This window comes from Arthrobacter sp. KUASC02, assembly GCF_059739395.1.
Genome location: NZ_AP046053.1, coordinates 4258486 through 4282785, shown reverse-complemented (window position 1 = coordinate 4282785; position 24300 = coordinate 4258486). Strand labels below are relative to the sequence as shown.

The 24300-nt window shown below is 65.6% G+C and carries 22 protein-coding genes and 1 pseudogene; 8 read left to right on the top strand and 15 right to left on the bottom strand.

Going from position 1 to position 24300, the window contains the following annotated elements; translation table 11 throughout:
• Positions 1-8: 8 nt before the first annotated feature.
• The 6 genes from AC6JAC_RS19655 to AC6JAC_RS19630 form a co-directional block, all read right to left on the bottom strand.
• A complete protein-coding gene (locus tag AC6JAC_RS19655; RefSeq protein ID WP_497966218.1) occupies positions 9-2726 on the bottom strand; it encodes a PEP/pyruvate-binding domain-containing protein in 2718 nt (905 codons plus the stop codon).
• Positions 2727-2735: 9 nt separating this feature from the next.
• Complete coding sequence (locus tag AC6JAC_RS19650; RefSeq protein ID WP_028272440.1) at positions 2736-3053, bottom strand: hypothetical protein; 318 nt, start codon at positions 3051-3053, stop codon at positions 2736-2738.
• Between the two features lie 93 nt (positions 3054-3146).
• Complete coding sequence (locus AC6JAC_RS19645; protein WP_028272439.1) at positions 3147-4298, bottom strand: GGDEF domain-containing protein; 1152 nt, start codon at positions 4296-4298, stop codon at positions 3147-3149.
• 139 nt (positions 4299-4437) lie between these two features.
• Positions 4438-5493, bottom strand: coding sequence for a zinc-dependent alcohol dehydrogenase family protein (locus AC6JAC_RS19640; RefSeq protein WP_028272438.1), 1056 nt, complete (start codon positions 5491-5493; stop codon positions 4438-4440).
• Between the two features lie 82 nt (positions 5494-5575).
• Complete coding sequence (locus AC6JAC_RS19635; protein ID WP_028272437.1) at positions 5576-6202, bottom strand: response regulator; 627 nt, start codon at positions 6200-6202, stop codon at positions 5576-5578.
• Positions 6199-7359 (bottom strand): sensor histidine kinase, encoded by a 1161-nt coding sequence (locus AC6JAC_RS19630; protein ID WP_497966215.1) that lies wholly within the window; start codon positions 7357-7359, stop codon positions 6199-6201. Before AC6JAC_RS19630 ends, AC6JAC_RS19635 begins: the two co-directional genes overlap by 4 nt.
• 239 nt (positions 7360-7598) lie before the next feature.
• On the opposite strand from AC6JAC_RS19630, the gene AC6JAC_RS19625 reads away from it, so the two are divergent.
• Complete coding sequence (locus AC6JAC_RS19625; protein ID WP_497966213.1) at positions 7599-8174, top strand: GlcG/HbpS family heme-binding protein; 576 nt, start codon at positions 7599-7601, stop codon at positions 8172-8174.
• An 82-nt stretch (positions 8175-8256) separates the two neighbouring features.
• The gene (locus AC6JAC_RS19620; protein ID WP_454699889.1) at positions 8257-8922 is read left to right on the top strand and encodes an ankyrin repeat domain-containing protein; all 666 of its coding nucleotides are present in this window, start codon (positions 8257-8259) and stop codon (positions 8920-8922) included.
• A gap of 192 nt (positions 8923-9114) precedes the next feature.
• Here AC6JAC_RS19620 and AC6JAC_RS19615 read toward each other — a convergent pair whose 3' ends face one another.
• Genes AC6JAC_RS19615 through AC6JAC_RS19605 form a run of 3 tightly spaced genes read right to left on the bottom strand, consistent with a single transcriptional unit; the run spans position 9115 to position 11727 of the window.
• The gene (locus AC6JAC_RS19615) at positions 9115-10299 is read right to left on the bottom strand and encodes an acetyl-CoA acetyltransferase (protein ID WP_497966211.1); all 1185 of its coding nucleotides are present in this window, start codon (positions 10297-10299) and stop codon (positions 9115-9117) included.
• The gene (locus tag AC6JAC_RS19610) at positions 10296-10982 is read right to left on the bottom strand and encodes a CoA transferase subunit B (protein WP_028272432.1); all 687 of its coding nucleotides are present in this window, start codon (positions 10980-10982) and stop codon (positions 10296-10298) included. Before AC6JAC_RS19610 ends, AC6JAC_RS19615 begins: the two co-directional genes overlap by 4 nt.
• A gap of 28 nt (positions 10983-11010) precedes the next feature.
• Positions 11011-11727, bottom strand: a complete 717-nt coding sequence (locus AC6JAC_RS19605) for a CoA transferase subunit A (RefSeq protein WP_028272431.1) — start codon at positions 11725-11727, stop codon at positions 11011-11013.
• Positions 11728-11945: 218 nt separating this feature from the next.
• On the opposite strand from AC6JAC_RS19605, the gene AC6JAC_RS19600 reads away from it, so the two are divergent.
• Together AC6JAC_RS19600 and AC6JAC_RS19595 are read left to right on the top strand one after the other, a co-directional pair.
• Positions 11946-12731: an IclR family transcriptional regulator gene (locus AC6JAC_RS19600; RefSeq protein WP_497966209.1), complete on the top strand. Its 786-nt coding sequence runs from the start codon at positions 11946-11948 to the stop codon at positions 12729-12731.
• Between the two features lie 289 nt (positions 12732-13020).
• Positions 13021-13986 (top strand): plastocyanin/azurin family copper-binding protein, encoded by a 966-nt coding sequence (locus AC6JAC_RS19595; protein WP_497966207.1) that lies wholly within the window; start codon positions 13021-13023, stop codon positions 13984-13986.
• Between the two features lie 49 nt (positions 13987-14035).
• On the opposite strand, the gene nadE is transcribed toward AC6JAC_RS19595, so the two are convergent.
• Positions 14036-14857, bottom strand: a complete 822-nt coding sequence (gene nadE, locus AC6JAC_RS19590) for an NAD(+) synthase (RefSeq protein WP_028272428.1) — start codon at positions 14855-14857, stop codon at positions 14036-14038.
• Between the two features lie 292 nt (positions 14858-15149).
• Between nadE and AC6JAC_RS19585 the strand changes: the two are divergent.
• Positions 15150-16043 (top strand): annotated as a pseudogene (locus AC6JAC_RS19585) (IS30 family transposase); the annotation flags it as partial.
• Positions 16044-16078: 35 nt separating this feature from the next.
• Here the strand turns inward: AC6JAC_RS19585 and AC6JAC_RS19580 are convergent.
• The 5 genes from AC6JAC_RS19580 to AC6JAC_RS19560 form a co-directional block, all read right to left on the bottom strand.
• Entirely contained in the window at positions 16079-16936 is an 858-nt protein-coding gene (locus tag AC6JAC_RS19580; protein ID WP_497966881.1) for an IS3 family transposase, read from the bottom strand.
• The gene (locus tag AC6JAC_RS19575) at positions 16933-17253 is read right to left on the bottom strand and encodes a transposase (protein WP_497966879.1); all 321 of its coding nucleotides are present in this window, start codon (positions 17251-17253) and stop codon (positions 16933-16935) included. Before AC6JAC_RS19575 ends, AC6JAC_RS19580 begins: the two co-directional genes overlap by 4 nt.
• 427 nt (positions 17254-17680) lie before the next feature.
• The gene (locus tag AC6JAC_RS19570) at positions 17681-18415 is read right to left on the bottom strand and encodes a hypothetical protein (RefSeq protein WP_454697523.1); all 735 of its coding nucleotides are present in this window, start codon (positions 18413-18415) and stop codon (positions 17681-17683) included.
• A 131-nt stretch (positions 18416-18546) separates the two neighbouring features.
• The gene (locus AC6JAC_RS19565) at positions 18547-19017 is read right to left on the bottom strand and encodes a hypothetical protein (protein WP_497966204.1); all 471 of its coding nucleotides are present in this window, start codon (positions 19015-19017) and stop codon (positions 18547-18549) included.
• 406 nt (positions 19018-19423) lie between these two features.
• On the bottom strand, positions 19424-20488 hold the full coding sequence (locus tag AC6JAC_RS19560) for a LacI family DNA-binding transcriptional regulator (protein ID WP_231511355.1): 1065 nt from the start codon (positions 20486-20488) through the stop codon (positions 19424-19426).
• A gap of 225 nt (positions 20489-20713) precedes the next feature.
• Here AC6JAC_RS19560 and AC6JAC_RS19555 point away from each other — a divergent pair, with 225 nt between their 5' ends.
• From AC6JAC_RS19555 to AC6JAC_RS19545, 3 genes are all read left to right on the top strand, one after another.
• Complete coding sequence (locus AC6JAC_RS19555; RefSeq protein WP_347895745.1) at positions 20714-21562, top strand: sugar phosphate isomerase/epimerase family protein; 849 nt, start codon at positions 20714-20716, stop codon at positions 21560-21562.
• Positions 21559-22569 (top strand): Gfo/Idh/MocA family protein, encoded by a 1011-nt coding sequence (locus tag AC6JAC_RS19550; RefSeq protein ID WP_497966201.1) that lies wholly within the window; start codon positions 21559-21561, stop codon positions 22567-22569. The genes AC6JAC_RS19555 and AC6JAC_RS19550 overlap by 4 nt, the downstream gene beginning before the upstream one ends.
• Before the next feature lie 206 nt (positions 22570-22775).
• On the top strand, positions 22776-24299 hold the full coding sequence (locus AC6JAC_RS19545) for an ABC transporter substrate-binding protein (RefSeq protein ID WP_347895743.1): 1524 nt from the start codon (positions 22776-22778) through the stop codon (positions 24297-24299).
• Position 24300 lies beyond the last annotated feature (1 nt).

Below are 24300 nucleotides of genomic sequence, written 5' to 3'. Positions count from 1 at the left end.
AAAGAGCCTCACCACGTTACGGTTCCGGCCGCGCCGTCCACCGTGACGGTCTGACCGTCGCGCAACCGAACGGTGGCATCAGCCACACCCACGACGGCGGGGATGCCGTACTCACGGGCCACCACCGCCCCGTGAGAGATGACACCGCCCATCTCCATCACCAAGGCACCCGCCGTCATAAACAGCGGCGTCCAGCCGGGATCAGTGGACGGGGCCACCAGGATCTCCCCGGGTTCCAGGTGCGCCCCGATAGGATCCATGACCACCCGGACCTTCCCGGAGGCGGTGCCTGCGGACGCGGGCGTCCCTGACAGCCGGTCCGGTGCCGCAGTCCGGGGCAATCCGGAGGCCGCGGCCATCATGGCTGCCTCGACGTCGGTGCCGTCCGAGAGCAGGAGGCGCGGAACGCGCCGCCGCCGCAATTCGACGTCGTACAGCCGACGGCGGCCGGCGACAATTCCTTTCAGGTCCGCCCCGCGCAGGCCCACCCGCAGTTCATCGAAGTCCAGGAAGAACACGTCGGCGGCGGCCGCGACGGTGCCGTTCCCCGCCAGCTCGGCGCCCACGGCCATGAGCTGCCGGTGCATCTCCGCGAGCACCATCACGATGTAGAACTTGGGCAATTCACGCAGCCCGGACAGCTGGCGTGCCCGGCGCAGGCACAGCGCCACGAGTCTTCCGCGCAGCAGGCTATTCTCACCGGCCCGGTCCACCAGCTCGCTGATCCGCGCCTCCGCATGATCGGCGGCCCTGGCAAACTGGCGGTCGGGTGCCTGTTCGGGATCCTCCACCCGGAGGTAGTTCGAGATCATTCCCAGGAGATGGTCGGGTTCCTCGGCCCACCTCGGCATCCCCAGGTCGATCTCCGCCACGGCCCGGTGGCCGTACTTGGACAGGAACTTCCGCAGCCCGGCCTGGGCAGCGGCAGGGAGCGCGCCGGCCCGATACAGCGCGGCCAGCTCACCGGGCTTCAGCTCCGAGAACACCCGCCGCGCGTCCGGGTCCCGGCCCAGGGACACCGCCAGGTGCCACAATTCCAGGTCCATAATGGTGGTCACGTTGTGGGGAAGCCCCCGAAGGACCGCCTCAAGTTCGCGAGGCTGGGCAATCCCGCGGAGCAGCCTGCGGGCCGCGGCCAGCATCAGGTACCCCACGGACGGCCCCGGCAGGGTGGCCTGGATCAACCCGTTGATGACACCGGTTCCCAGGACATTCTCCGCGTGCTGCAGCCGCCTCGCCGCAGAGGCCGGGAGGGGGAGCTTCAGCCGGGCTTCGAGGCGGTCCTGGAAACGGCGGGCCCTGCGCAGTTCCCCGTCCGGCCACAGCAGAGCACGGATCATGGCCGGAAAGAGCGCTATCATCAGGCCCAGGCTCTGGGTTCCCTCGCTGCCCTTCGCCTCGGTCCTGCCGGCGCCCTGAGTGACCTTCCGGTCCGATTTCTTGCGGGGACGCCGGACAACGGCAAACCTCGGGTCTTCCAGCAGCGACGGGAAGACGGCAGCCGACCTTCCGTCCGCGAGCGGCAGCATCCTCACCAGTGCCTTACGGCCGGATTTGCTGCGGATGATCGGTGTCAGCTCGATGTACATCCGCAATCCCGGGTTCACGTATTTCCAAGGCCCCTTGTTGCCCCTCATGAGGCCCAGGACCGAGAGCCCCATCGGTGTGATGGGGCGGGTGAGTCCCTGGAGCAGCGTGCCGCACAGGTAAACCCGCGTATCCGAGCCAGCCGTTTGCTCCGTCCCGGCTTGTCCGCCGAACGGGTCGGCGTCCGGCAGCGGATACAGCGTGGTGATGGGCCGCGACTGGGTCAGCCAGGCCTTACCCCCGGCGTCGATCACCCACTCCACGTCCTGGGGCGCGCCAAACAACCGCTGGGCGGCGTCGCCGAGGGAGGTCAGTTCGCGCAGCTGGTCCTTGGCCAGGCTTAGCGCCGTGCCGTCCGGCGACTGCAGGGTCCGGCCCGACGCGGTCTCCACCACGAAATGGTCGGGATTTACGGAGCCGGACACCACCGCCTGTCCCGGCCCCGGAGCGGCGTCAATGACGGTCTCGGTCCGCGTGCCGGTCACCGGGTTGGCGGTGAACAGCACGCCGGCCATGCCGGCGTCGACCATTTGTTGAACGACGACGGCGAGGCCCACCTCGCGGTGGCTGATCCCGTTCGAGGTGCGGTAGGCCACCGCACGGTCTGTCCATAGGGAGGCCCAGCAGCGGCGGACCGCCTCGACGACGGCATCGGCGCCAACGACGTCCATGAAGGAGTCCTGCTGCCCCGCAAAACTTGCGAACGGCAGATCCTCGGCGGTGGCCGAAGACCGCACCGCCACCGGCGCATTGCCCATCGTCCTGTAGGCTCCGCGGACTGCGGCCTCGACGTCGGGCGGCACCGGTGCTGCCACCACCGCCTCCCGGGCACGCCGCGCCAGTTCATCACGCTCCCCGCCCGACAGCCCGGGTGCCCCGTCCAGTACGGCCCCGTCCAGTACGGCCCCGTCCAGGCGGGCCGCAATGGCGTCCAGTTCCGCCGTCGCAGCCATCCGGTATCCCGCCGTCGTCAGGCAGAAACCAGGCGGAACCGGAAAGCCGGCAGCCACGAGTTTTCCGAGGTTCAGCGCTTTGCCGCCCACCAGTGCCAGCGACCCCGAGGCCAGCTGAGCGAGCTCAACAACGAGGCTGCCCCCGCCGGCGGTGTCCGGCCCCGGACCACGGCCTACCGAAACCATGTCCTGCTCCTAGCCGTTGTCCGCGCCCTCTCCGGTGTCCTCCCACATGACGTCCAGGTTGTGGAAGATCACGGGGCCGTCGCACAGGGCGGCCATTTTTGCAGCGAACTCCGATGTCTCAGGGCGTCCGGAGTTCTCCATCGCCGAGTCAAAGGAATCGAAGTCCACGATGGTGAAGTAGGTCCCTGGATGGTCCCGGTCCGCTGCGGCAACAATGCGGCGGAACGTGGGCGTGGTGCTGCCCTCCGTTCTCGACGGACGGCCCAGCTCTTCGATTTCCTTGATGCGGGACGTCTGGAATTGGATGATCTGCACAAACCCGGCCATGACGGCTCCTTGACGGCGTTGGATGCTGATGCGGATCAGGCTAGACCCCGCGGCGGGGCGCGCAAAGGGGAGAAGTGCCCTACTTTGTCCGGGCTACGGCGTGGGGATTCCCCGGACCGTGCGGTTGCGGCCCTGGGATTTGGCCTTGTACAGGGCGGCATCCGCCGTAGCGATCAGCTCGTCAAGGTCGGACGCCCCGTGACCGATGGGCGCGATGCCGTAACTGACCGTTGGCATCCGGGAACCGCCCGGGCCGCGTACTGCCTTCAAATGCCGGTTGATTTCCTGGGTGATGGCCTCTGCCCGGTCCGGGCTCACACCCGGAAGGAGGAAGATGAACTCCTCGCCGCCGTATCGTCCCACCAGGTCTGTTGAGCGGACCGTGCCGTTGCACGCGGCGGCGAAGGACTGCAGGGCCGTGTCTCCGGCAGCGTGGCCGTAGGTGTCGTTGACCGCCTTGAAATGGTCCAGGTCGGCCAGGATCAGCGAGCCCAGCGCTCGGGTGTGCCGCAGCCGCTGCAGCTCGTCGGAGGCCAAATCCAGGAAGGCCGCGCGGTTGAGGAGCCCGGTGAGGCCGTCCTGGGTGGCGACGGCGCGAAGGGCGCGCGTCTGCTGTTCGCTGCTCAGGGCCGCCATACTGAAGGACACCACCACCAGCAGCACCATGGTGACCAGGGTGGTGACCGCCGAGCCGAAATAGGCAACGAAGATCCGGCCGTCCGGGCCTTCGCCGACGTACACGATCAGCCGGCAGAAGTAGTAGGCGGAGAAGAAAGCAGCGGCGATGGCCAGCGGGATCCGGACCCTGGAGTAGCCCGGTTCCAAGCGCCAGAGTTCGCGGGAGGCCAGGCCCAGCATCAGGCTCATCAGGGCGAGGAAGACGGCGCCTCCGGCCCAGATGTTTACCCCCGGATTTTCGAGGGCCGATGACACCGTCACCACCGCAGGGCCGGCGGCCAGCTGCCAGGAATGCGGCCGCGAAGCCCGCAACGACCTGGCACCTGCCCACACGCAGGCCGCCCCGGCCACAAGCAGGCAGTTCCCCAGCGGATTGGCCCACACCTGGTGCGCTGTTCCGTTGAAGAGGTAGGACGCGGAGCCCGCGAGGAAGAGCGTCAGGGCCACGCACCACCAAGCACTGTACGGGGAGCGCGTGCTGCGGTACGCGGCGAAGTAGAACAGGAGCGCCAACGTGAACGCGACAATGGCGAAGGCAACCCTGAGGGTTAAAGTGTCGAGTTGCATTCAGTTCCCCCGGCTCGCAACGAAGCGAGGTCCCGGACTGCACGCGGCCCGGGACACTACGCACACTTAGTATCGCATTCGGCGGCCCTGGCGGGATGCCGATATCGCGCCTGTTAACTGCGTGCGGGCCGCGGCCGGATCAGGGAGTCAGCAGCACCTTGATGGCGCGCCGTTCATCCATCGCCTTGTACGCTTCCGGCGCTTCCTCCAGCGGCATCACGGAGTCAAAAACGCGGCCGGGGTTGATGGCTCCGGACAGCACATCCGCCAGCAGTTCGGGGATGTACGTTCGCGCGGGAGCCATGCCGCCGGCGATGGAGACGTTGGAGTCGAACAGGTAGCGCAGCGGGACCTCGCCCCCGCCGGTGGGGACGCCCACGAAGCCAAGGGCCCCGCCCGGCCGGACACAGTGCAGCGCCTGCTCCATGGATTCCTTGGTGCCCACGCATTCCAGCACGGAATCGGCCAGCACTCCGCCCAGCAACTCGCGGACCTTGGCCACGCCGTCGTCGCCCCGTTCCTCCACGATGTCCGTGGCCCCGAACTCGCGGGCCAGCGCCTGCCGGTCCGCGTGGCGGGACATGGCAATGATCCGCTCCGCCCCCAGCCGCTTGGCCGCGAGGACGCCGCAAAGCCCGACGGCGCCGTCGCCCACCACTACAACGGTGCGGCCCGGTGCGACCTTGGCCGCAAGCGCCGCGTGGTGGCCGGTGGCCATGACATCGGACAGCGTCAGCAGGTTGGCTGTGAGCGCAGCGTCCGGCTCGGTGACGCCCGGAACCTTGACCAAGGTGCTCTCGGCGCGCGGAACGCGGACGGCCTGGCCCTGGCCGCCGTCGATCTTGTGTCCGGTGTCATCCCGGCCGCCCCAGCCGGCCAGGTGGTCGCAGGCAACGGTGACGCCGTTGAGGCACTGCGGGCACTCGCCGCAGCTGACCACGAACGGCGCGATGACAAAGTCGCCCGCCGCCAGTTCGGTCACGTCTTCTCCAACGCTCTCCACCACGCCGACGAATTCGTGGCCGATGGCCGTCGGTTTCTTCGTGGGCCTGACACCGCGGTACGGCCACAGGTCGGAGCCGCACACACAGGACGCCGTCACCCTGACCACCACGTCGGTGGGCAGCTGGATGGTGGGGTAGTCCCGGTCTTCAACCCGGATGTCTCCGGGGCCGTGGATGATGGTGGCGCGCATGGGGGCTCCTTCGGTGGGGTGCTGGGCCAGATCTGAGTCTAAACCCGGCTGCCTGACCCGTGCAGGTTGCGGCAGGAATCCGCTACCGCATTCCCTCGCGCCGGATCGCCGTGGCAATTGCCGCGGCCCGGGTCTCCACGCCGAGTTTGGCATAGATGTGCGCCAGGTGGGTTTTCACGGTGGCCTCGGAGATGAACAGCCGCCGGCCGAGCTCACGGTTGCTGAGGCCTTCGATCAGCAGGCTCAGCAACTCCGCCTCACGGGGTGTCAGGATCTCGTCCGGGTTCCGCAGCTGCTGGAAAAGCCGGGACGCCACGGGTGCGCTCATCACGCTCTTGCCCTGCACCGCCCCGCGGATGGCGGCGAAGATCTCCTCCGGCGCCGCGTCCTTGAGCAGGTACCCCATGGCTCCCGCGTCCACGGCGCGGACAATGTCCGCATCCGAGTCGTAGGTGGTGAACACCAGCACGGCCTGCCTGGCGTTTTGCCGCCGCAGCTGTTTGATGGCCTCGATCCCGTCCATGCCCGGCCCCATCGCCAGGTCCATCACCACCACCGCCGGGCTGAGCTGCTCCGCGAGGGCCAGGGCGTCCTCGCCGGAAGCCGCCTCAGCCACCACGTCAATGTCCGGCTGCGTTCCCAGCAGCGCCTTGAGCCCGCTGCGGACCACCAGATGGTCGTCCACCAGCAGCACGGTGATGGGCTTCACTGTTCGTCACCCGTGGGCAGTTGAGCGGCCACGATCGTCCCTTCCCCGGGGCTGCTTTCCACCGAAAATACTCCGCCCAGCTGTTCCACCCGCTGGCGCATCGCCCGGAGGCCGTAGCCTCCGGCGTCCGACGGCGGTGCCAGCGACAGCGGGTCGAAGCCGGCGCCGTCGTCGTACACATCCAGCGTGACGGAGCCCGGCAGGTAGCCCAGCGTCACGGTGGTGTTCGCCGCCGCTGCATGCAGCTGCGTGTTCGCCGCGGCGCTCTGGACCACACGGATCAGCGCGTGCCGGACATCGGCGGGGACGGGCCGCGGCTCACCGGTCACGAACATACGCATACCCGGTATGTACTGGGAAGCTGCCTGGCTCAGGGCGTCCGGCAGCGGCGCGGTGTCCAGGCCGGGGGTGGCGAGTTCGTGGACCAGGCTGCGGGTCTCCGCCAGGTTCCGGCGGAGCATCCCGCTGGCGCTGAGGACGTCGTCGCGCGCGGACTGGCTGGGCCACGACCGGTTCGCGGCTTCCAGCAGGAGGAGGCTGCTGGCCAGGCCCTGCGTCACGGTGTCGTGGATTTCCCGGGCCACGCGTTCGCGCTCCTCGATGGTGCCGGCCCTGCGCTCGCTGGCCGCCAGCCGGCCCTGGGCCAGCGACACCTCGTCGTGCAGCCTGCGCTGTTCGGCGGCGTCCTGCTCGATCCGGTCGTAGATGAGCGTGAGCATCACGCCCACGGCCAGGGGTCCCAGGAGCATGGCAACATCGCTGCCGCCGCTCAGCCGGAACAGTCCGACGGCGGTGGCCGCCGCCGTCGCGCCTCCCGCCAAGTACGCCACCCAGCCGGTGAAGGCGGTCCGGCACAGGAAGAACAGCGCAAACGAGCACCACGCGAAGCTGGGCGCCGCAATCACCAGCACCGCCCAAAACGCCACCAGGACGAACATCCACACCGCCCATGGCCGGCGCTTTTGCGAGAGCACGGCGATGACGGCATAGAGCGAACACACTGCGGCCGCGAGGGCCAGCACCCACAGGTTGTCCGCGGGGCTGTGCCGCATCACGTACCGGACCGCCGACGCCACCAGGAGCACGGCAAAGCCAAGATGGACGACGGCGTCAATGCGGCCCAGCGGGGTCCGAAAGGCTGGCGGTAAGGAGGGCATGGGGGTCCGGTTCCGGTGGAGGAGTTCTCCTCACCATGCTAGGGCCCGCGCCGTTATTGGTCTCTCAGCCATTTGGCTGATACGCCCAGCCCGATGGGGGAGGCTGCGGCAGACCATTGCCCGATGCCGGCTGCGCCCCCGGCCGGGAGGATGGATTCGAGGCCCGGGAACGAACCCGGGCAGTGCCGCTGAGGTCGTTTGAGACGCAAGCCCCTGATGCCCCGATCCAAGGAGAACCCGTGAAGAAGTCCAACAAGATCGCCGCCGCTGCTGCTGCCGGAGCACTCCTCATGACCGGAGGGCTGACGGCTGCGGCCAACGCCGTGCCGGCACCCGTGCCCGCCGCTGTGCCCGCCGTCGACGTCCAGCCGTCTCCCGAAACCGTGGTGGCGCAGAACCGGATCAGCGTGGGTGCCTCCGCGGACGCCGTCAAGGCCGCCCTCGCCAAGTGCCAGGCCGACAAGCTGCCGTTCGTCACGGTGGCCCTGGTGGACCGGTTCGGCACCGTCCAGGCACTCCTTCGCGGTGACAACGCAGCCGAGCACACCATTGAGGCCGCGCAGCAGAAGGCCTACACCGCCGCGGCCTTCGGCACGCCCACCAGCGAGCTCGCCAAGCGCATCAACGGCAACGGACCCAGCATCGCGGACCTCCCCGGCACCCTGTTCCTCGCCGGCGGCGTCCCGCTCAAGGTCAACGGCGTGTCCGTGGCCGGCATCGGCGTGGGCGGCGCCCCGGACGGTGCCCTGGACGAAGCCTGCGCTACGGCCGGCGCCGAGTCCATCGCCGCTGCGGCCACCGGAACCGCGAAGTAGGCTCTGGTCCATGGGGCGGTTCAGGACGTGGCGCGTTGCATCGGGCCGGCGGCGACTGGCAGTGCTCGCCGCCGCCGGCGGCATGGCAGCTTTCCTTGCTGGCTGCCAGGCTGGTCCGGGACAGCCGGAGCGGCTGGACTCCCCGCCGTCGACCGTTCACGTCACTCCCGGGACGCCGACGGCGATTCCGTCGGCAGGGCAGACCACGGACGCCACGCCCATGGCAGAATCTCCGCCTGCGTTGCCCCCTGAGGCGCAGGCGGAACTGGACCAGCGGCTCATCCGGGCGGCCAAAGCCAACGACGCCGCTGCGGTGGCGGAGCTCATCCGGGCCGGCGGCAACGTCAATGCCAAGGACGCCATCCAGGACTCGGCGTTCCTCTATGCCGGGGCCGAGGGGTTCAACGAAGTGTTGCAGCTGACCCTGGCCGCAGGCGCGGACGTCCAGAGCACCAACCGCTTCGGCGGAACGGCTCTCATCCCCGCCAGCGAACACGGGCACGTGGACACCGTCCGGATCCTCATTGCCGCCGGCGTGCCCGTGAACCACGTGAACAACCTGGGCTGGACCGCCATGCAGGAAGCCATCCTGCTCAACAACGGCGGCCCCAGGCAACAGGACGTAGTGCGGCAGCTCCTCGACGCGGGCGCGGACCCCGGCATCCGGGACCCCCAGGGGCGGACTGCACTGGAGAACGCCGAGCGGCTGGGCTTCGTGGAGATCGTGGCCCTGATCCGGGGCCGCTAGCCCAACTGAGTAGCAGCAGGTGTCGTTTTGAGGGTTCAAAACGACACCTGCTGCTACTTACAGGGGTGGGGTTAGACGGCCTCGCGCCGTCACGACCTTCTTTCGACGGCCACAAGGCCCGACACGCGAGTACATGGGCGCGTCGGGCGCTGCCTGCGGACAAAAGAAGGTCATGGCGGGGGCGGACTCCGGTTAGACGGCCTCGAGGACGCTGACGTAGTTGGCGATGCCCACTCCGCCCATGTTCTGCACGGCGGCGCGGCGGGGGCTGGCGAGCTGCATGTCGCCGGCGGTGCCCGTGAGCTGCATGGCGGCGATGACGTGCTGCGAGACGCCGGTGGCGCCGACCGGGTGGCCCTTGGCTTTGAGCCCGCCCGAGACATTGATGGGCAGCTTGCCGTCCTTGAAGACCCAGCCTTCCTGCACGGCGCACGAACCCTGGCCGGGTTCGGTCAGCCCCATCGCCTCGTACATGAGCAGTTCGGCGATGGTGAAGCAGTCGTGCACTTCGGCGAAGTCCAGGTCCTCAAGCCCGACGCCGGCCATCCCCAGCGCGCGCTGCCAGGACGCACGCGTCGCGGCGAAAGCGGTGGGGTCCCGGCGCTCGGCCGGGAAGAAGTCGTTCGCCTGGCCGAAGCCGGCGAGCCGCACCGGGGCGGTTGCCCCGCCGGTCGGTGAGACGGACAGCACGACGGCGGCGGCGCCGTCGGACACGGGGGAGCAGTCGGTGCGGCGCAGCGGGTCGGCCACCATCGGGTTCTTGTCCGAGACGGTGCGGCAGAACTCCTCGCCGAGGTCCTTGCGGAGCTGGGCATAAGGGTTGTCCACACCGTTGCGGTGGTTCTTGGCCGCGATGCTGCCCAGCACATCGGACACCGGTCCGTAGCGCTTCTCATAGTGCTTGGCCACCTCGGCGAACAGGCCGGTGAAGCCGGTGGTGGAGGCCTTGCCGGCCATGTCGTAGTCCGCGCCGAGGAGGGCCGCGCCCACGACGTCCGCTCCGGCGTGCGTCATCTTTTCGGCACCGATGACCAGCACGGTCTTCGCGGTGCCTGCCAGCAGCGACTTGGTGCCCTGCTGGAACGCGGCAGAGCCGGAAGCGCAGGCGTTCTCCACGCGGGTGGAGGGCACGTTGGCCAGCTGCTCCGAGACCTGCAGGGCCAGGGAGGACGGGAATGCCAGCGGCATCATGCCGGAGTTGAACTGGCCGAGGTAGATTTCGTCGATCTGACTCGGTTCGATCCCGGCGTTGCCGATCGCCTCGGTGGCCACCTGGACGATCAGGGACTCGAGGGTTTCGTCGGTCAGCTTGCCGAACCGGCTGTGGCCCCAGCCGGTCAGCAGGACGTCCTTGCCGAACTGGTCTTTGAGGCTCATGCTGCGGCTCCTTCGTTTTCGAGCTGGACGTCGAAGGCGGCTTCCGTCTTCGCGCGGAGTTCCTCCACGGTGACGCCCGGGGCGAGCCGGGTCAGCGTGAGCTGCCGGCCGCCGTCGTTCGCTTCATCCGGGTCTGCCTTCACCAGGTCAAAGACCGCGAGGTCGCTGATGATCCGGTCCACGCAGCTCAGGCCGGTGAGGGGAAGGGTGCACTCCTTGACGATCTTGGCGGTGCCGTCCTTGGCGTTATGTTCGGTCAACACCACAACGCGCGGTGTGCCGGCCACCAGGTCCATGGCGCCGCCCATGCCCTTTACCATCTTGCCCGGGATGGTCCAGTTGGCGAGGTCGCCTGCTCCGGACACCTGCATGGCGCCCAGGATGGCAACCTTCACGTGGCCGCCGCGGATCATGCCGAAGGACGCGGCCGAGTCGAAGATGCTGCCGCCGGGGAGCACCGTGACCGTCTGCTTGCCGGCGTTGATGAGGTCGGCGTCCTCCTCGCCCTCATAGGGGAACGGGCCCATGCCGAGCAGGCCGTTCTCGCTCTGCAGGACCACGCGGACGCCGTCGGGCAGGTTGTTGGCCACCAGCGTGGGGATGCCGATGCCAAGGTTGACGTAGTCGCCGTCGTTCAGTTCTTCGGCCGCGATGGCAGCCATTTCATCCCTGGTCCAGGCCATGGGGTTCTCCTTAGATAGATTCAGGGGGTTATGCAAATGCGAGTTCGGTCCGCGGGCGTACCGTGCGCTGCTCGATGTCCTTGACCCGGCCGCTGGCCTGCACCAGGCGCTGGATGAACACGCCGGGGGTGACCACATGGTTCGGATCCAGCTGTCCGGGTTCCACGATCACCTCGGCTTCGGCCACCGTGATGGCACCGGCCGTGGCCACCACCGGGTTGAAGTTGCGGGCCGTGTAACGGTAGATCAGGTTGCCGTCAGTGTCCGCAGTGTGCGCGTGGACCAGCGCAACGTCGGCCAGGATGGCGCGCTCCTGGACGTACGTTTCGCCGTCGAACTCTGCCAGCGGCTTGCCCTCGGCGACGAGGGTGCCAACACCGGTCTTGGTGTAGAAGGCCGGGATGCCGGCGCCGCCGGCGCGGAGGCGTTCGGCGAGGGTTCCCTGCGGCGTGAACTCGACTTCCAGCTTGCCGGCAAGGTACTGCTCGGCGAAGAGCTTGTTCTCGCCCACATAGGAGGCGATCACCTTGCGGACCTGTCCGGCCTCGATCAGCACGCCCAGGCCCTTGCCGTCCACGCCCATGTTGTTGGACACCACGGTCAGGTCTTTGACGCCGGAATCGCGGACGGCCTCGATCAGGTCAGCCGGGATACCGCTGAGGCCGAAGCCTCCGACGGCGAGCGTCATGCCGTCCCGCAGCACGTCCTGCAGCGCGGCGGCCGGGCCGGATTTCACCTTTGACATTGCATCTCCTCATTGAGCGGGCGGGTCCGCCAGTGCGGGTCCCCTGCGAAGCCGATAATCCACTTTGTGGACTGTTGTTCTGGAATGGGAGCGTACGGGGCGTTTCGCGGGGCTGTCAAGGCGCGAATTTACCGGAATCTAGAGCATTTTTACAGTGTGGACGGTATGCTGTGATGTGTCCATATTGTGGATGATTTCGAGGATTCAGGGGAGAGTTTATGACTTCGGTGCCGGTCCAAGGGGCCCAAGTGGTGAGCAGGGTGGCCACCCTGCTGAGGATAGTGGGCAGGCAGCCCGAAGGCAGTCCGCTCGTTGAAGTGGTTCGGGAATCGGGCCTGACCCGTCCCACCGTCCACCGGCTGCTGAGTTCGCTGGCGTCCGAGGGGCTGCTGGACCAGGACCCGCAGAGCGGCAACTGGGTGCTCGGGCCGGAGATCCTGCTAATGGGTTCCGTGGCCTCAGCCCGCTTTCCGCTGGAGGACATCGCCCGGCCCAGCCTGCGCCGGCTGGCCGAGGAAACCGGTGAAAGCGCCTTCTTCTCCATCCGCCGGGGAACCGAAACAGTATGCCTGCTCCGCGAGGAAGGCAGCTTTCCCGTGCGTTCGTTTGTGCTGCACGAGGGCGTCCGGTTCCCGCTGGGTGTGGCGTCCGCCGGCACCGCGATCATGGCGTTCCTGCCCGAGGCCGAACAGGAGGAACTGCTCGCCAACTGGGCCGTGCATGCCGGTCAGTTCGCTGCGGCGCACACCGAAGCCCTGGTTCGGGAGAACCTGGCCCAGACCAGGCAGGCGGGCTATTCGGTCAATCCCGGGCTGGTGCTGGAGGGCAGCTGGGGCATGGGCGCGGCGGTTTTTGACCAGCGCGGGCGCCCCGCCTGGGCGTTGTCACTGACCGGCATCGAGCCGCGGTTCCGCGGGGACCGGCAGGAAACCCTGGGCCGCCTCCTGATGGAAGAGGCGCACAGGATCTCCACCCTGCTGACGCGGTCACCGGGTGGAGCTTAAGGGTTTGCCGGAGTATCGACAAATTATTCTGGTCGGAGCACGATTGGAACTGTATCGGCAGTGTCCAACCGATCGGACCGGCGGCGACGCCGCTTGCGTCAACCGGTCCCTTCCCCCACCGGATGCATAGCGGTGATCCTGCTGAGGAGTAAGGGTGGCGCGCCGGATATATTGACTGCCTTCCCGCCTGAGCCTGGGTAGGCGCGGTGGCAGGAGAACGCCGGAACCGTATCACCGGTTTCCCGGCACCTACGAGAACACAGGGAAACACACCGAAGGAATGAGTCTTATGGCTCTCCAAAAAGAAAGCCGCCAGATCCCGCGCCTTATCCGCGTGCTCGTGGCGGCGCTGATCTCGCTGCTGATGCCGGTGGCACTCAGCGGCACTGCCGTCGCGGACGGCGGAAAATCACCCAGGACCTGGACTGTGCAGGTCGGTTCCGAGTCATCGGACCAGGCGATTCAGGGGATGTCCTTCCTCCCCGAAAACATCTACATTAACGCCGGGGACAAGATCACCTGGAAAGCGAACGCAGCAGAAATCCATACTGTGACGTTCCTTGCCGAAGGCCAGTCCCTGGAGTCCACGCAGCCGTTCAACCCGGAGAATCCCCAGTATGTTGAAGCCCAAGGCGGCAAGACTTACGACGGAAAGTCGTACTACAACTCGGGTGTCATGACGAACGTTTCGGACAGCGGCTTCAAGGAAGTGGGACGCTACACGCTGAAATTCCCGGACACGGGCGAGTTCATCTACTACTGCCTGGTCCATGGCATGGCCATGAAGGGGACCGTTCACGTTCGGGACGCGGGAACCGACTACCCCTACTCCCAGTCGCAGTACGACCGCCAGTCCAACAAACAGGAGCGGAAGATCCTGCGGGACGGCTACGAGCAGTGGGACGCGGCGCGGGCCAAAGCCGATGACCATACCGTCATCGCAGGCACAGACAACGAGACGGCCATGCTCATGCGGTTCGTCCGGGCCCACATCCTAGTCCACGTTGGCGACGAAGTGACGTTTGTCAATGACGGCATGGGAGCTCCGCACACCGTCACCTTCGGCGAGGAGCCAGCCGACGAGTTCGCAGCCGTGGGTGACCCCGCTGACTTCACCGGCGGAGACCTCAGTTCCGGCCTGATGCTGCCGAAGAGCACCTTCACCGTGAAGTTCAACAAGGCCGGAGATTTCGATTACATCTGCGCCCTCCACGACTTCATGGGAATGAAGGGAACTGTGGAAGTCCGGGACTGACCGGAGCCTGCGGACTCAGAGCCTGACCCCGGCGGCTGCCGGGGTCAGGCTATTTCCACCAGGTGTCGAAGATGGTGACCGGGACAGTGCGCTTGTGGCGGGTGCGGAGGTACTTCTGCTCGATCGATTCGGCCACGGACTCGGGGACCTCGCGGCCCTCGAGGTAGTCGTCGATCTGGTCGTAGGTGATGCCGAGCTCGTCCTCGTCGGTGCGGCCGGGCTTGCCGTCGAGGAGATCGGCTGTGGGCACCTTCTCCCAGATCCGGGCGGGAGCGCCCAGCTCGGCGAGGAGTGCCCGGTTCTGGCGCTTGTTCAGCCCGAACAACGGCAGGATGTCCGCGCCGCCGTCGCCAAACTTGGTGAAGAATCCGGTGACGGATTCGGCGCCGTGGTCCGTGCCGATGACCAGGTAGTTGTGCTCGCCGGCGAGGGCGTACTGCGCGATCATGCGGGTGCGGGCCTTGGTGTTGCCCTTGTGGAAGTCGGAGATTCCGTTGCCCACGGTCTTCTCGAATTCGTCCTCGAAGCCGTCCACCGCAGCGGAGATGTTGAAGGTCCACTCGGTCTTGGCCTTGATGAAGTCCAGGGCGGCCTGGGCGTCGTCCTCATCGTGCTGCACACCGTAGGGGAGACGGACCGCCACGAAATTGGCGTCCGTTCCTTCTGCCGCGAGCTCTTCGACAGCGAGCTGGGCAAGCCGGCCCGCGAGCGAGGAATCAAGGCCGCCGGAGATGCCCAGCACGAAGCCCTTGGTGTTCGTTGCCTTGAGGTAGTCCTTCAGGAACGTGACGCGTTTGCGCACCTCCCCGGCGGGGTCGATCCGGGGCTGGACGCCCATTTCTTCAATGATCCTGGCCTGGAGTTCGCGCATGTGATCCAGACTAGTCAGCAGTGTCAACCATGCTCAACTGTGTCCGCCTGAATCAGGCCCGGACGGCTTCTCACGAACGTCGCAACACCACTCTGAAAGAGGTGTTGGATCATGCGCAGTTCGACGCGCCGATCGCGAAAAATGGGCCCAGAGGGCTTGGTTGAGAAGAAGCCCTTGTACGTTCAGCTCATGAAAGAAGGCCACTCCAACTCGGCAGCATGCAGGATTTCTTGGGATCCACAAAAACACGGGCAGGCGTTGGTTGCATGGGCGCAACGGGGTCGAGGGCCTGGTGCAGCAGGGCTTGGACCCGAGACCCGGTAAAGCGGTTCCGGCCGCAACCGTGTCCAGTCGCTATCTGTCAGAGAACGAACGCATCTTCATTGCCGACCGGTTGCTGGGTAAAGCGAGTCTTCAATCTATCGCCCGCGATCTCGGCCGGTCACCCTCCACAATCAGCAGGGAGTTGGCCCGGAATCGACCGGACTCATGTCGCTATCATCCGTTCGGCGCCCAGCAGATGGCACAGAAGAGAAGGCCGCGACCCAGACTGGCAAGGCTTGCCGGAGATGACGAGCTCAGGGATTACGTCGTGGTCTGTCTATCGAAGCGGTGGGGCCCCCAGCAGGTCTCCTGGGCCCTAAAGGAACGGTTTCCGGGGGAAAAGCGCCGGCACTTGGCTCATGAAACGATCTACTGTGCGCTCTACCAATTAGGCATCCGCCCCGTTCCAGCGGGATCTGCCCGCCTGCTGCGTTCGGGTAAGTTCAGCAGGCGACCAAGGTCCAGGACCAAGGTGAAGCCACGCCGGCACATTAATGATGCTCTGAAGATCGGGGACCGCCCGGCCCACATCGCCACCAGGGAGGAAGCTGGCCATTGGGAAGGTGAGCTCATCATGGGGAAAGGAAACAAATCAGCGATAGTGACGCTGGTTGAACGCTCTTCGCGACTCCTCGTCGCTTTCGTGCTCCGTCCGGGGAGCAGGTCCGACAACGTGCGTGACCAGCTCATCGAAGTGCTCGGAGTCATGCCGGCCACCTTGCGGAGGACATTGACGTGGGACCGTGGATCAGAGATGGCCAAACACGCCGAGGTCACAGCTGCGCTGGGGACGCTCGTGTACTTCTGCGATCCGGCCAGCCCCTGGCAGCGCGCGTCAAACGAGAACGCTAATGGCCTACTGGAGTGGTCCCCAGAAGTTGGATTCCTAATTAGACGTTACGCGGTGGCGAGCTTGCGAGCGAGGTATTCGTCGGGGCTGAGGTAGCCGAGTCTTCGTTGGATCCGGGTGCTGTTCCACCAACGCAGATACTCGGTTAGCCCGGTATGGAACTGCTCGATGGTCCTGGGTTGCTGGATTCGGAACCACTCCTCTTTGAGGTGGCTGAAGAACCCTTCCATGGAGGCGTTATCCAAGCACGTGCCCTTACGGGACATTGATTGAGTCAGTCCGGCTTCGCGGAGCGTGTCCTGCCAGAGCGGATGCCGGTACTGAAATCCCTGATCTGAATGGACCAGGGGTCGCTCATTCGGAGCGAGGCCGCTGATCGCATTGCGAAGGCCGTCGGTGACCATTTTGACGCTCGGAGACGGACCCGCCATGACAGAGACGATTCGATTGTCATGGAGATCAAGGACCGGTGAGACGTAAACCTTGGAGATACCCACCGTGAACTCGGTGACGTCGGTGGCCCACTTTGTGTGTTTTACCGCAGTCTCGAACTGGCGGTTCAACACGTTATCGGCCGTCTTACCGACCTCGCCGCGGAAGGAGTTGTATCTGCGCCGCCGACGCACTGGGCTTTGCAGGCCGAGCCCACGCATGAGCTTCAGCACGGTCTTCTTCGACACTGTCCATCCCTGTCGCAGCAGCATGGCCAGGACGCGTCGATGCCCGTATGCGCTTCGCGCCTGCGTGAAGACCTGACGAATGGCTTCTTTGAGTGTCGCGTGCCGATCCGGTCGGGTGAGCCGGTTGCGGTGGTCGTAGAACGTGGACCGGGGAATCTTTGCCAGGTGCAGTAACAGCGGTAACCGGTGGTGGGCCTTGAGGTCATCTATCGCTTGAACTTTCAGCGTCGTTCCTGTGCCCTCAAGGCCCGCAATTTTCCCAGGTACGCCACCTCCGCACGTAACCGCTCGTTCTCCCGTCGGAGTTGCTCGACCTCGCTCTCGGGAAGTGCGTTCTCGGGATCGACTGGTGGCCGGCCCCGTTTCTTCGGGCGTAAGCCGTCTTCACCATCGCGTCGGTAAATTCTCGTCCAATTCGTGACGGTGCCGGGAGAGGGAAGGCCATACTCCTTGGCCAGGACGCGTCCGGACACGCCCTGAAGATGACGCCGCACGATTAGGAGCTTGGTTTCGATGTCGTACTGCTTACGGCTTCTTGTCATCAGCGCACCCGATCCTCGAACCTGCCATCGTTCATACAACATTTGGACAGGGTTGGGTGCTAAATCAAGAGCAAGCGCGACGGACTTGGCAGTCAGCCCTTGCTCGAACAACTCGATAGACGACACTGCATCGGAGTGACTCAACGTGCTTCTCAAGTACATCTGACTACTCCCTGAAGAAGGATCCTAAATTGCGTGTCCAACTTCTGGGGACCACTCCACTACTTCGTCAGTACTTCCGGAAAGGAGATGACCTAAGCACCATCAAACCGGCGGATGCCCTCTTCGCCGCAACGGAGATCAACAGCCGCCCCAGAGCTGTGCTGGATTGGTCCAGCGCATCCGCCAAGTTCGCGACTTATCACGACGCAGCGGCAAAGTTAGCAGTACCTGGTTCGTCCGTCCCGTAAGGAGATCGCCTATCGCATCAGCTGGTCACTTGTCGGAGCTTGAAAACGATCGAGTCGAAGACGGCGCGTGCCTCTCGTGTCAGCTCCGGATTGATCGATTCGTGGAATTGGACTACCCAGAACATAGCGCGCCGGCCGTTCAGGTTGACCACCCGGTAGGTTTCGCGCTCAGCAACGCTCGAGTACCAGCGGGTGCATACATTCGAATATTCTGAGTGAACGCAAAACTGACCATTGTCGCAGGCTTTGATATTCACGTCGCCCTCGACGGAGTGGTCGAACTCGACGCCGGAGTAATCGCCCACCACGACCTCGACGGGAGTGGTGCTGGCCGTTGACGTCTGCGCCGTCAACGCGTCGACGAAAGCCTGAGCCGATGGATTGACCTCGACGAGCGCGCCCTGCCACGCGCATGCGTCCCTTGGCACATGGTCGGAGGGCCACCAACCCACGAAGACCGCCCTTTCATCCGGGTGATCCGGGTCGTCCTTGCCCACGCCGGCGCCGCCTTCACTCACCCAGCCGTCTGGGACGGTGATCTCGAAATTCTCTGCGAAGCTGGTGACGAGGTATGTACCAGCGTCGATGTCGCCGCTCTTGGGCAGCGGTGGGACCGTGAGCAACGGTGGGACCGTGCGGGCCTCCGAAGTCGGTGCGGGGGATGGCGCCTCGGTGACGGTGCACGCCGAAAGGCCGAGGCAGACGGACAAGACTGATGTCATGGAGATGAAATGGCGTAGCAGCACACGCATGGAGGCCTCCAAGGCAACCCTTATGCTGCGGACGTTACGCCCAGCCAACACGGACCGCAAGAGACGCCAGAAGCCATCGCTCCCCCATTTTGGATAACGGGAACGGATGGTGAGTCCCGCCGCCGGATCCGCTACGGGAGCGCGAGGTCCATGATCGGCGTGAAAACCATCTCCTCGGAAGGATCGCGAGCAGGCAGCACCACGCCTCGCGGATCCTGGACAATGCGAGGCGCTGGGGCTCTGCGCGGGTCCCGTCCGAGCCCGAGCGTCGCAGTCTGGGCGACGAGCGGGCGGGCGAACGCCGTTCCCATAACGCTGAACCGGTCACTCCCGCCGCCATTCCCGTGAACCATCTTCGCGAACGTGCCGTCTGAGAGCCGTAGAACGAGCGCGTCTTCGCGCCCTCTCCGCAGCGGTTGATCGATAAAAGTCACGTTCACCCGCACAAACGAGTCCCAAACCTCATAGCTGGTCACATAACCCCGGACCCCCGAGCCGTCCGGAACTACCACCTCGAACTCATGCCGCTCGGGAAGTAGCACGCGTTCGAGCCGAGGCTGCTCGCCCCCCATAGAGTGCACAGCGCCGATCAACGTCCCCATTGTTTAGCTCCTGTGTCTGTCATCAGCGTGGCCCCATCCCGTTCGCGACACCACCGATGATTCCTGATAGCAATCGGCTGTCAAGACTCCGGCTGCCCCGCTGCGGCATGTCCTGCTGTCCCGGTTTAGAATCCCTGCCGCAAGACACTCCCTCACGGGTCGCCCGTCAGACCAGGATTTCATTAGAGAAGGCCAGCATCCGGACTCTTACTCATCCGATAAGACTCGCATGCAAAACTGCCCGATCACGGTACCCGAAGGGCCACACGTCACTCCGGGAGTAGTACTAGTACTCGATCCCGGCCTCAGCAGGTATGTTCAAGGCAGACCCCTGTTGCGACGTCCGTGATAAACCGCCCCGGACTTACTGGGTGCCGAGCCCCGGTGGCGCCTGCGGAGCCTACGGCTACCCGAGCCCCGGCGTAGCCGGCGTAGCCGGTGTAGCCACAGCCGCAGCCGGCGCCGGCCCGGTGGAGGCACGGACCGTAAGGTGGGTGGGCATCACGGACCGGCTGCGGGTGCCGCCGCCGGCCAGCGGGTTCAGCTGGGCCAGCAGCATGGACACCGCCACCCGGCCCGCCTGTTCGATCGGGGACGCCATGGTGGACAGCGGCGGATTGCAGAAGTCGGCGCCGAAGATGTCGTCGCAGCCCACAATGCTCATGTCCTCCGGAACCCGGATGCCGCGTTCGCGAAGGCGTTGGAGCATGCCGATGGCGATGAGGTCGTTGAACGCGATGCAGGCCGTCACTCCGCTGTGCACGGCGGCGTCCGCAGCGGCTGCGCCGGACTGCGTCTTGGGGGCGAAGGGTCCCAGCCGGCGCACTTCCACGCCGCGTTCCTCGGCAGCGACGGACAGTGCGGTCCAGCGGCGTTCGCTGGACTGCGAGGTGGGTGGCCCGGCCATGTAGGCGATGCGGGTGTGGCCCAGCGAGATGAGGTGGTCCAGGGCCTGGCTAGTAGCTGACGGGGTATCTATGAGGACGGCGGGGACGCCGGGGACGTCGCGGTTGATCGTCACCATCGGCATCTTTGCCGCAGCCGCGAGCAAGGCGTCGTCGCTCAGCCGGGAGGCGGCCACCACAATGCCGTCGGCACTCTTGCGCAGCTGCTCCATGGTGCTGGCCTCCACCTCGTCGGATTCCTCCGTATCCACCAGCAACTGGGTGTAGCCGGCCGCCTTGAGCTGGAGCTGGGTTCCCCGGATGAGGTCGAAGTAGAACGGGTTGGTGATGTCCGGGACCAGCACTCCCACCGCGCCGGTGCGGCCGGAGCTCAGTGCCTTGGCCTGGCTGTTGGGGATGTAGTTCAGCTGCGCTGCGGCCGCCTCGATCCGCTGCCGCGTCCTGATGTTGACGCGGTCCGGCGTGGAGAGGGCCCGGGACACAGTGGAGGCCGCCACGCCGCAGAGCGCGGCAATGTCGTGGATGGTGGGCGGACGGTCCACAGCTGCTGGTTGCGTCGTAGCCACGGCGCTCCTCTCTGAACGTGGTGGCCGGGTCGGGTGGGTGGGCCTGTGACTGCCACCACAGAACCGTTCTGCAAAGAATGCCATAGATTGTCAAAGTTTGGCAACCGGTTGTCATTGATGACCAGGCTGGCTAAACTGGGCTGGACACCGTTTGTGAACTGCGTCACCGCACTGGAGCCTGATCAAGCTGCCCGGCGCGGCGGCCGCGAACCCCAGGAGATCCGCGTGAGCGAAACAACAACCGCAGTCTGGCCCCTCTCAGGTTTCGGGGACGAGATAGATCCGGATCCCGCGGTGCAGGCGGCGGTCCTGCTGGCGCTGGGCGCCAGCCACATCGAGGTGCGCAGCGCCTGGGGCACCAACGTCTCCGAACTTGAAGCGCCGCAGGTCGCGGCCCTCAGGGGCATCCTTGATGAGAAGGGCCTCAAGGTCTCGGCAGTCGCCAGCCCCATCGGCAAAGTGGACGTGAGCCTGCCGGTGGAACACGAACTGGACCGGCTGCGCCAGATCATTTCCGTGGCCAAGGGCCTGGACACCAAATACATCCGGATCTTCTCCTTCTACCGCGCCGAGGACCAGAGCGCCGAAGACATCCGCGACGACGTCATGGTCCGCATGGGTGCGCTGGCAGCGCTGGCTGCGGAGTCCGGCGTCGTACTCCTGCATGAAAACGAAAAGGGCATCTTCGGTGACACCCCCGAGCGGGTCCTGGACATCATGAAAACCGTGGATTCCCCGGCGCTGCGCATCGCGTGGGACAACGCCAACTTTGTCCAGGTGGGCGTCAAGCCGTACACCGACGGCTATGCCATGCTGCGGCCGTACCTTGAGTACTTCCAGGTCAAGGACGCTCTGGCCGGCACCGGCGAAGTGGTTCCCTCCGGCGAGGGCGACGGCGAACTGGATGCCACCATCGCCGCCCTGAAGGCGGACGGCTTCACCGGCTTCGCCTCGCTGGAACCGCACCTGGCCAGCGCCCACGAGCTGGGCGGCTTCTCGGGCCCGGTGGCGTTCGGCATCGCCGCCCGGGCCTTCGCGGCGCTCGCTGCCAAGAACGGGGTTGAACTCTCTTGAGCACGACGGCGGCAGTCATCGGCTGCGGCGATGTTTCCGCCGTGCACTTTGAGGCGGTGGCAAAGCTCGACGGCGCCACGCTGGTTGCGGTCTGCGATTCGGATCCGCAGCGGCTGGCCGCCGCGGTGGCCGCCTACGGCGTCCCCGGCTTCGCCGACCACCTGAGCCTGATCGACGCCGTCCGGCCCGACGTGGTGCACATCTGCACCCCGCACGACCAGCATGCCTCGCTGGCGGCGGACTGCCTGGAACGCGGCGTCAATGTGATCGTGGAAAAGCCGCTGGCCCACACGCTGGCGGAAGGCCGGCGGCTGGTGGGGGCCGCCTCGGCGGGCACCGCAAAAATCGCGGTGTGCTTCCAGAACCGGTACAACGCGACGTCGCAGGCCATGCACTCGCTGCTCCGGTCCGGCGAGCTGGGCGCGGTGGTTGGGGCGTCCGCAACGGTCATGTGGCAGCGCTCCGCCGAGTACTACGAAAGCCGGCCGTGGCGCGGAACCTGGGCGGGTGGCGGCGGCGGGCTGATGATGAACCAGGCCATCCACACCGTTGACCTGCTCCAATGGCTGGTGGGCGACGTTGTCAGTGTCACCGGCAATGCCTCCACGCGCTTCCTCGGCGGCGCCATCGAGGTGGAGGACACCGCGGAATTCGTGGCGGAACATGCCAACGGGGCCCGGAGTGCGTTCTATGCCACCCTGGCGAATGCGTACAACGCGCCCGTGACGCTGGATGTGGTCACTGAAAAAGCGGTCCTCAGCCTGCGCGGCGACCTCACGGTGACGCATGCGGACGGACGCGTGGACGTCATTCCGGAGCGCACCAGCGAATCCGGCGGCAGATCCTATTGGGGAGTCTCGCACGAGCTGCTGATTGACGACTTCTACGCTCGCCTGGACGACCCGGAGCCGTTCTGGATCAGTCCGGCGGAGGCCGAAAAGTCGCTGGGCATCATCAAGGATGTCTACCGGCAGAGCTACCCGGAGTCGGCCGACCACGTGTCTTGAAGCCATTGAAGCAACCGGTTGTCGGACATCAGATGGCCTGAGAACGTTTCATTCCAGCCCTCGAAAAGTAATTCTGCAACATCTTTGACAATCGGTTGCCAAACGAAGCAACAATGCGTACTGTGAGTCTCACAAGGCCGGTGTGGCCCACGCCACACCGGCCTTACTCTGCAAGTCTCCCGTTCCACAGATCCAAGGAGCCAACAATGAAGTTAGGTCCCAAGGCGGTAGCAACCGCCCTCACCGTCAGCGCGGCGCTCGCCCTGACCGCATGCGGCGGAACGGCAAACTCCGGCCCGAAAGCCGCTGCTGCCACTGCGCTGACCATCGGCACCATCCAGGACGTACGCTCCTGGGACCCGGCCCAGGCCCACGTGGGTCACGTCCTGCAGCCCTACCAGGCTGTGTACGACACCTTGATCCTCCGCGAGCCGGACGGAAAGCTCAGCCCGATGCTTGCCACCGAGTGGAAGTACAACGAGGCCAACACCAAGCTGACGGTTGACCTGCGCACGGACGTCACCTTCAGCGATGGCGCCAAGTTCGACGCCGAAGCTGCCAAAGCCAACATGGACCACTTCAAGAAGGCCAACGGCCCGCAGATGGCCCAGCTCGCATCAGTCTCCGACGTGGCCGTGGTGGATGCGGACACCATCGACATCAACCTTTCCGTCCCGGACCCTGCCCTGGAGTACTTCCTCAGCCAGGCTGCCGGCCTGATGGGCAGCCCCAAGGCACTCGGTACCGAAGGCATCAAGACCGAGCCCGCAGGCTCGGGACCGTATGTCATGGACAAGGCCGCTTCGGTCAAGGATTCCCAGACTGTGTTCAATGCGCGCAAGGACTACTGGAACAAGGACCTGCAGAAGTACCAGAAGCTCACGTTCAAGATCCTGACGGACATCACGGCGCGCACCAATGCACTGGTCTCCGGCCAGGTGGACGCCACCATCCTGGACCCCAAGACGGGCAAACAGGCCGAGGGTGCCAAGATGAAGCTCGCCGCCAACGAGGTGGACTGGCAGGGGCTGCTGCTGCTTGACCGCGACGGCACCAAGAACCCTGCGCTCAAGGACGTCAAGGTCCGCCAGGCCATCAACTACGCGTTTGACCGCAAGACCATCCTTGACCAGGTCATGCTGGGCCAGGGCACTCCAACGTCGCAGCCGTTCGGCAAGGCCAGCGGAGCCTGGACCGAAGAGCTGGAAAACCACTACAGCTACGATCCTGCAAAGGCCAAGCAGCTCCTCAAGGAAGCCGGCTACGAAAACGGCTTCACGATGGAAATCCCCGCCGTCCCGAACTTCGAAACCCAGATTTCCGTGGTCAAGCAGCAGCTGGCTGACGTGGGCATCACGCTCAATGTCGGCGCTGCGATCACGAATACCTTCACCTCGGATGTTGCAGCCCAGAAGTTCACCACCATGTACTTCTCCCTTTTCCAGGGCGAGCCGACCGTTGCCATCAACCAGATCATCTCCACGAAGGCGCTCTACAACCCGTTCAAGAACGCCAACCCGGAGCTGGACACGGAGATCGAGGCAGTGCGCGCCGGTGGAGCCGACGCCGGCAAGCTGGCCCAGGACGTCAACAAGTACGTGGTGGAGCAGGCATGGTTCGCGCCGCTGTTCCGTGTGAACCAGATGTACTACCACAACTCCAAGGTTGAGGTAACGCCTCAGATCCAGCAGGCTGTCCCGTCCATCTACAACTACTCACCCGCCAAGTAGG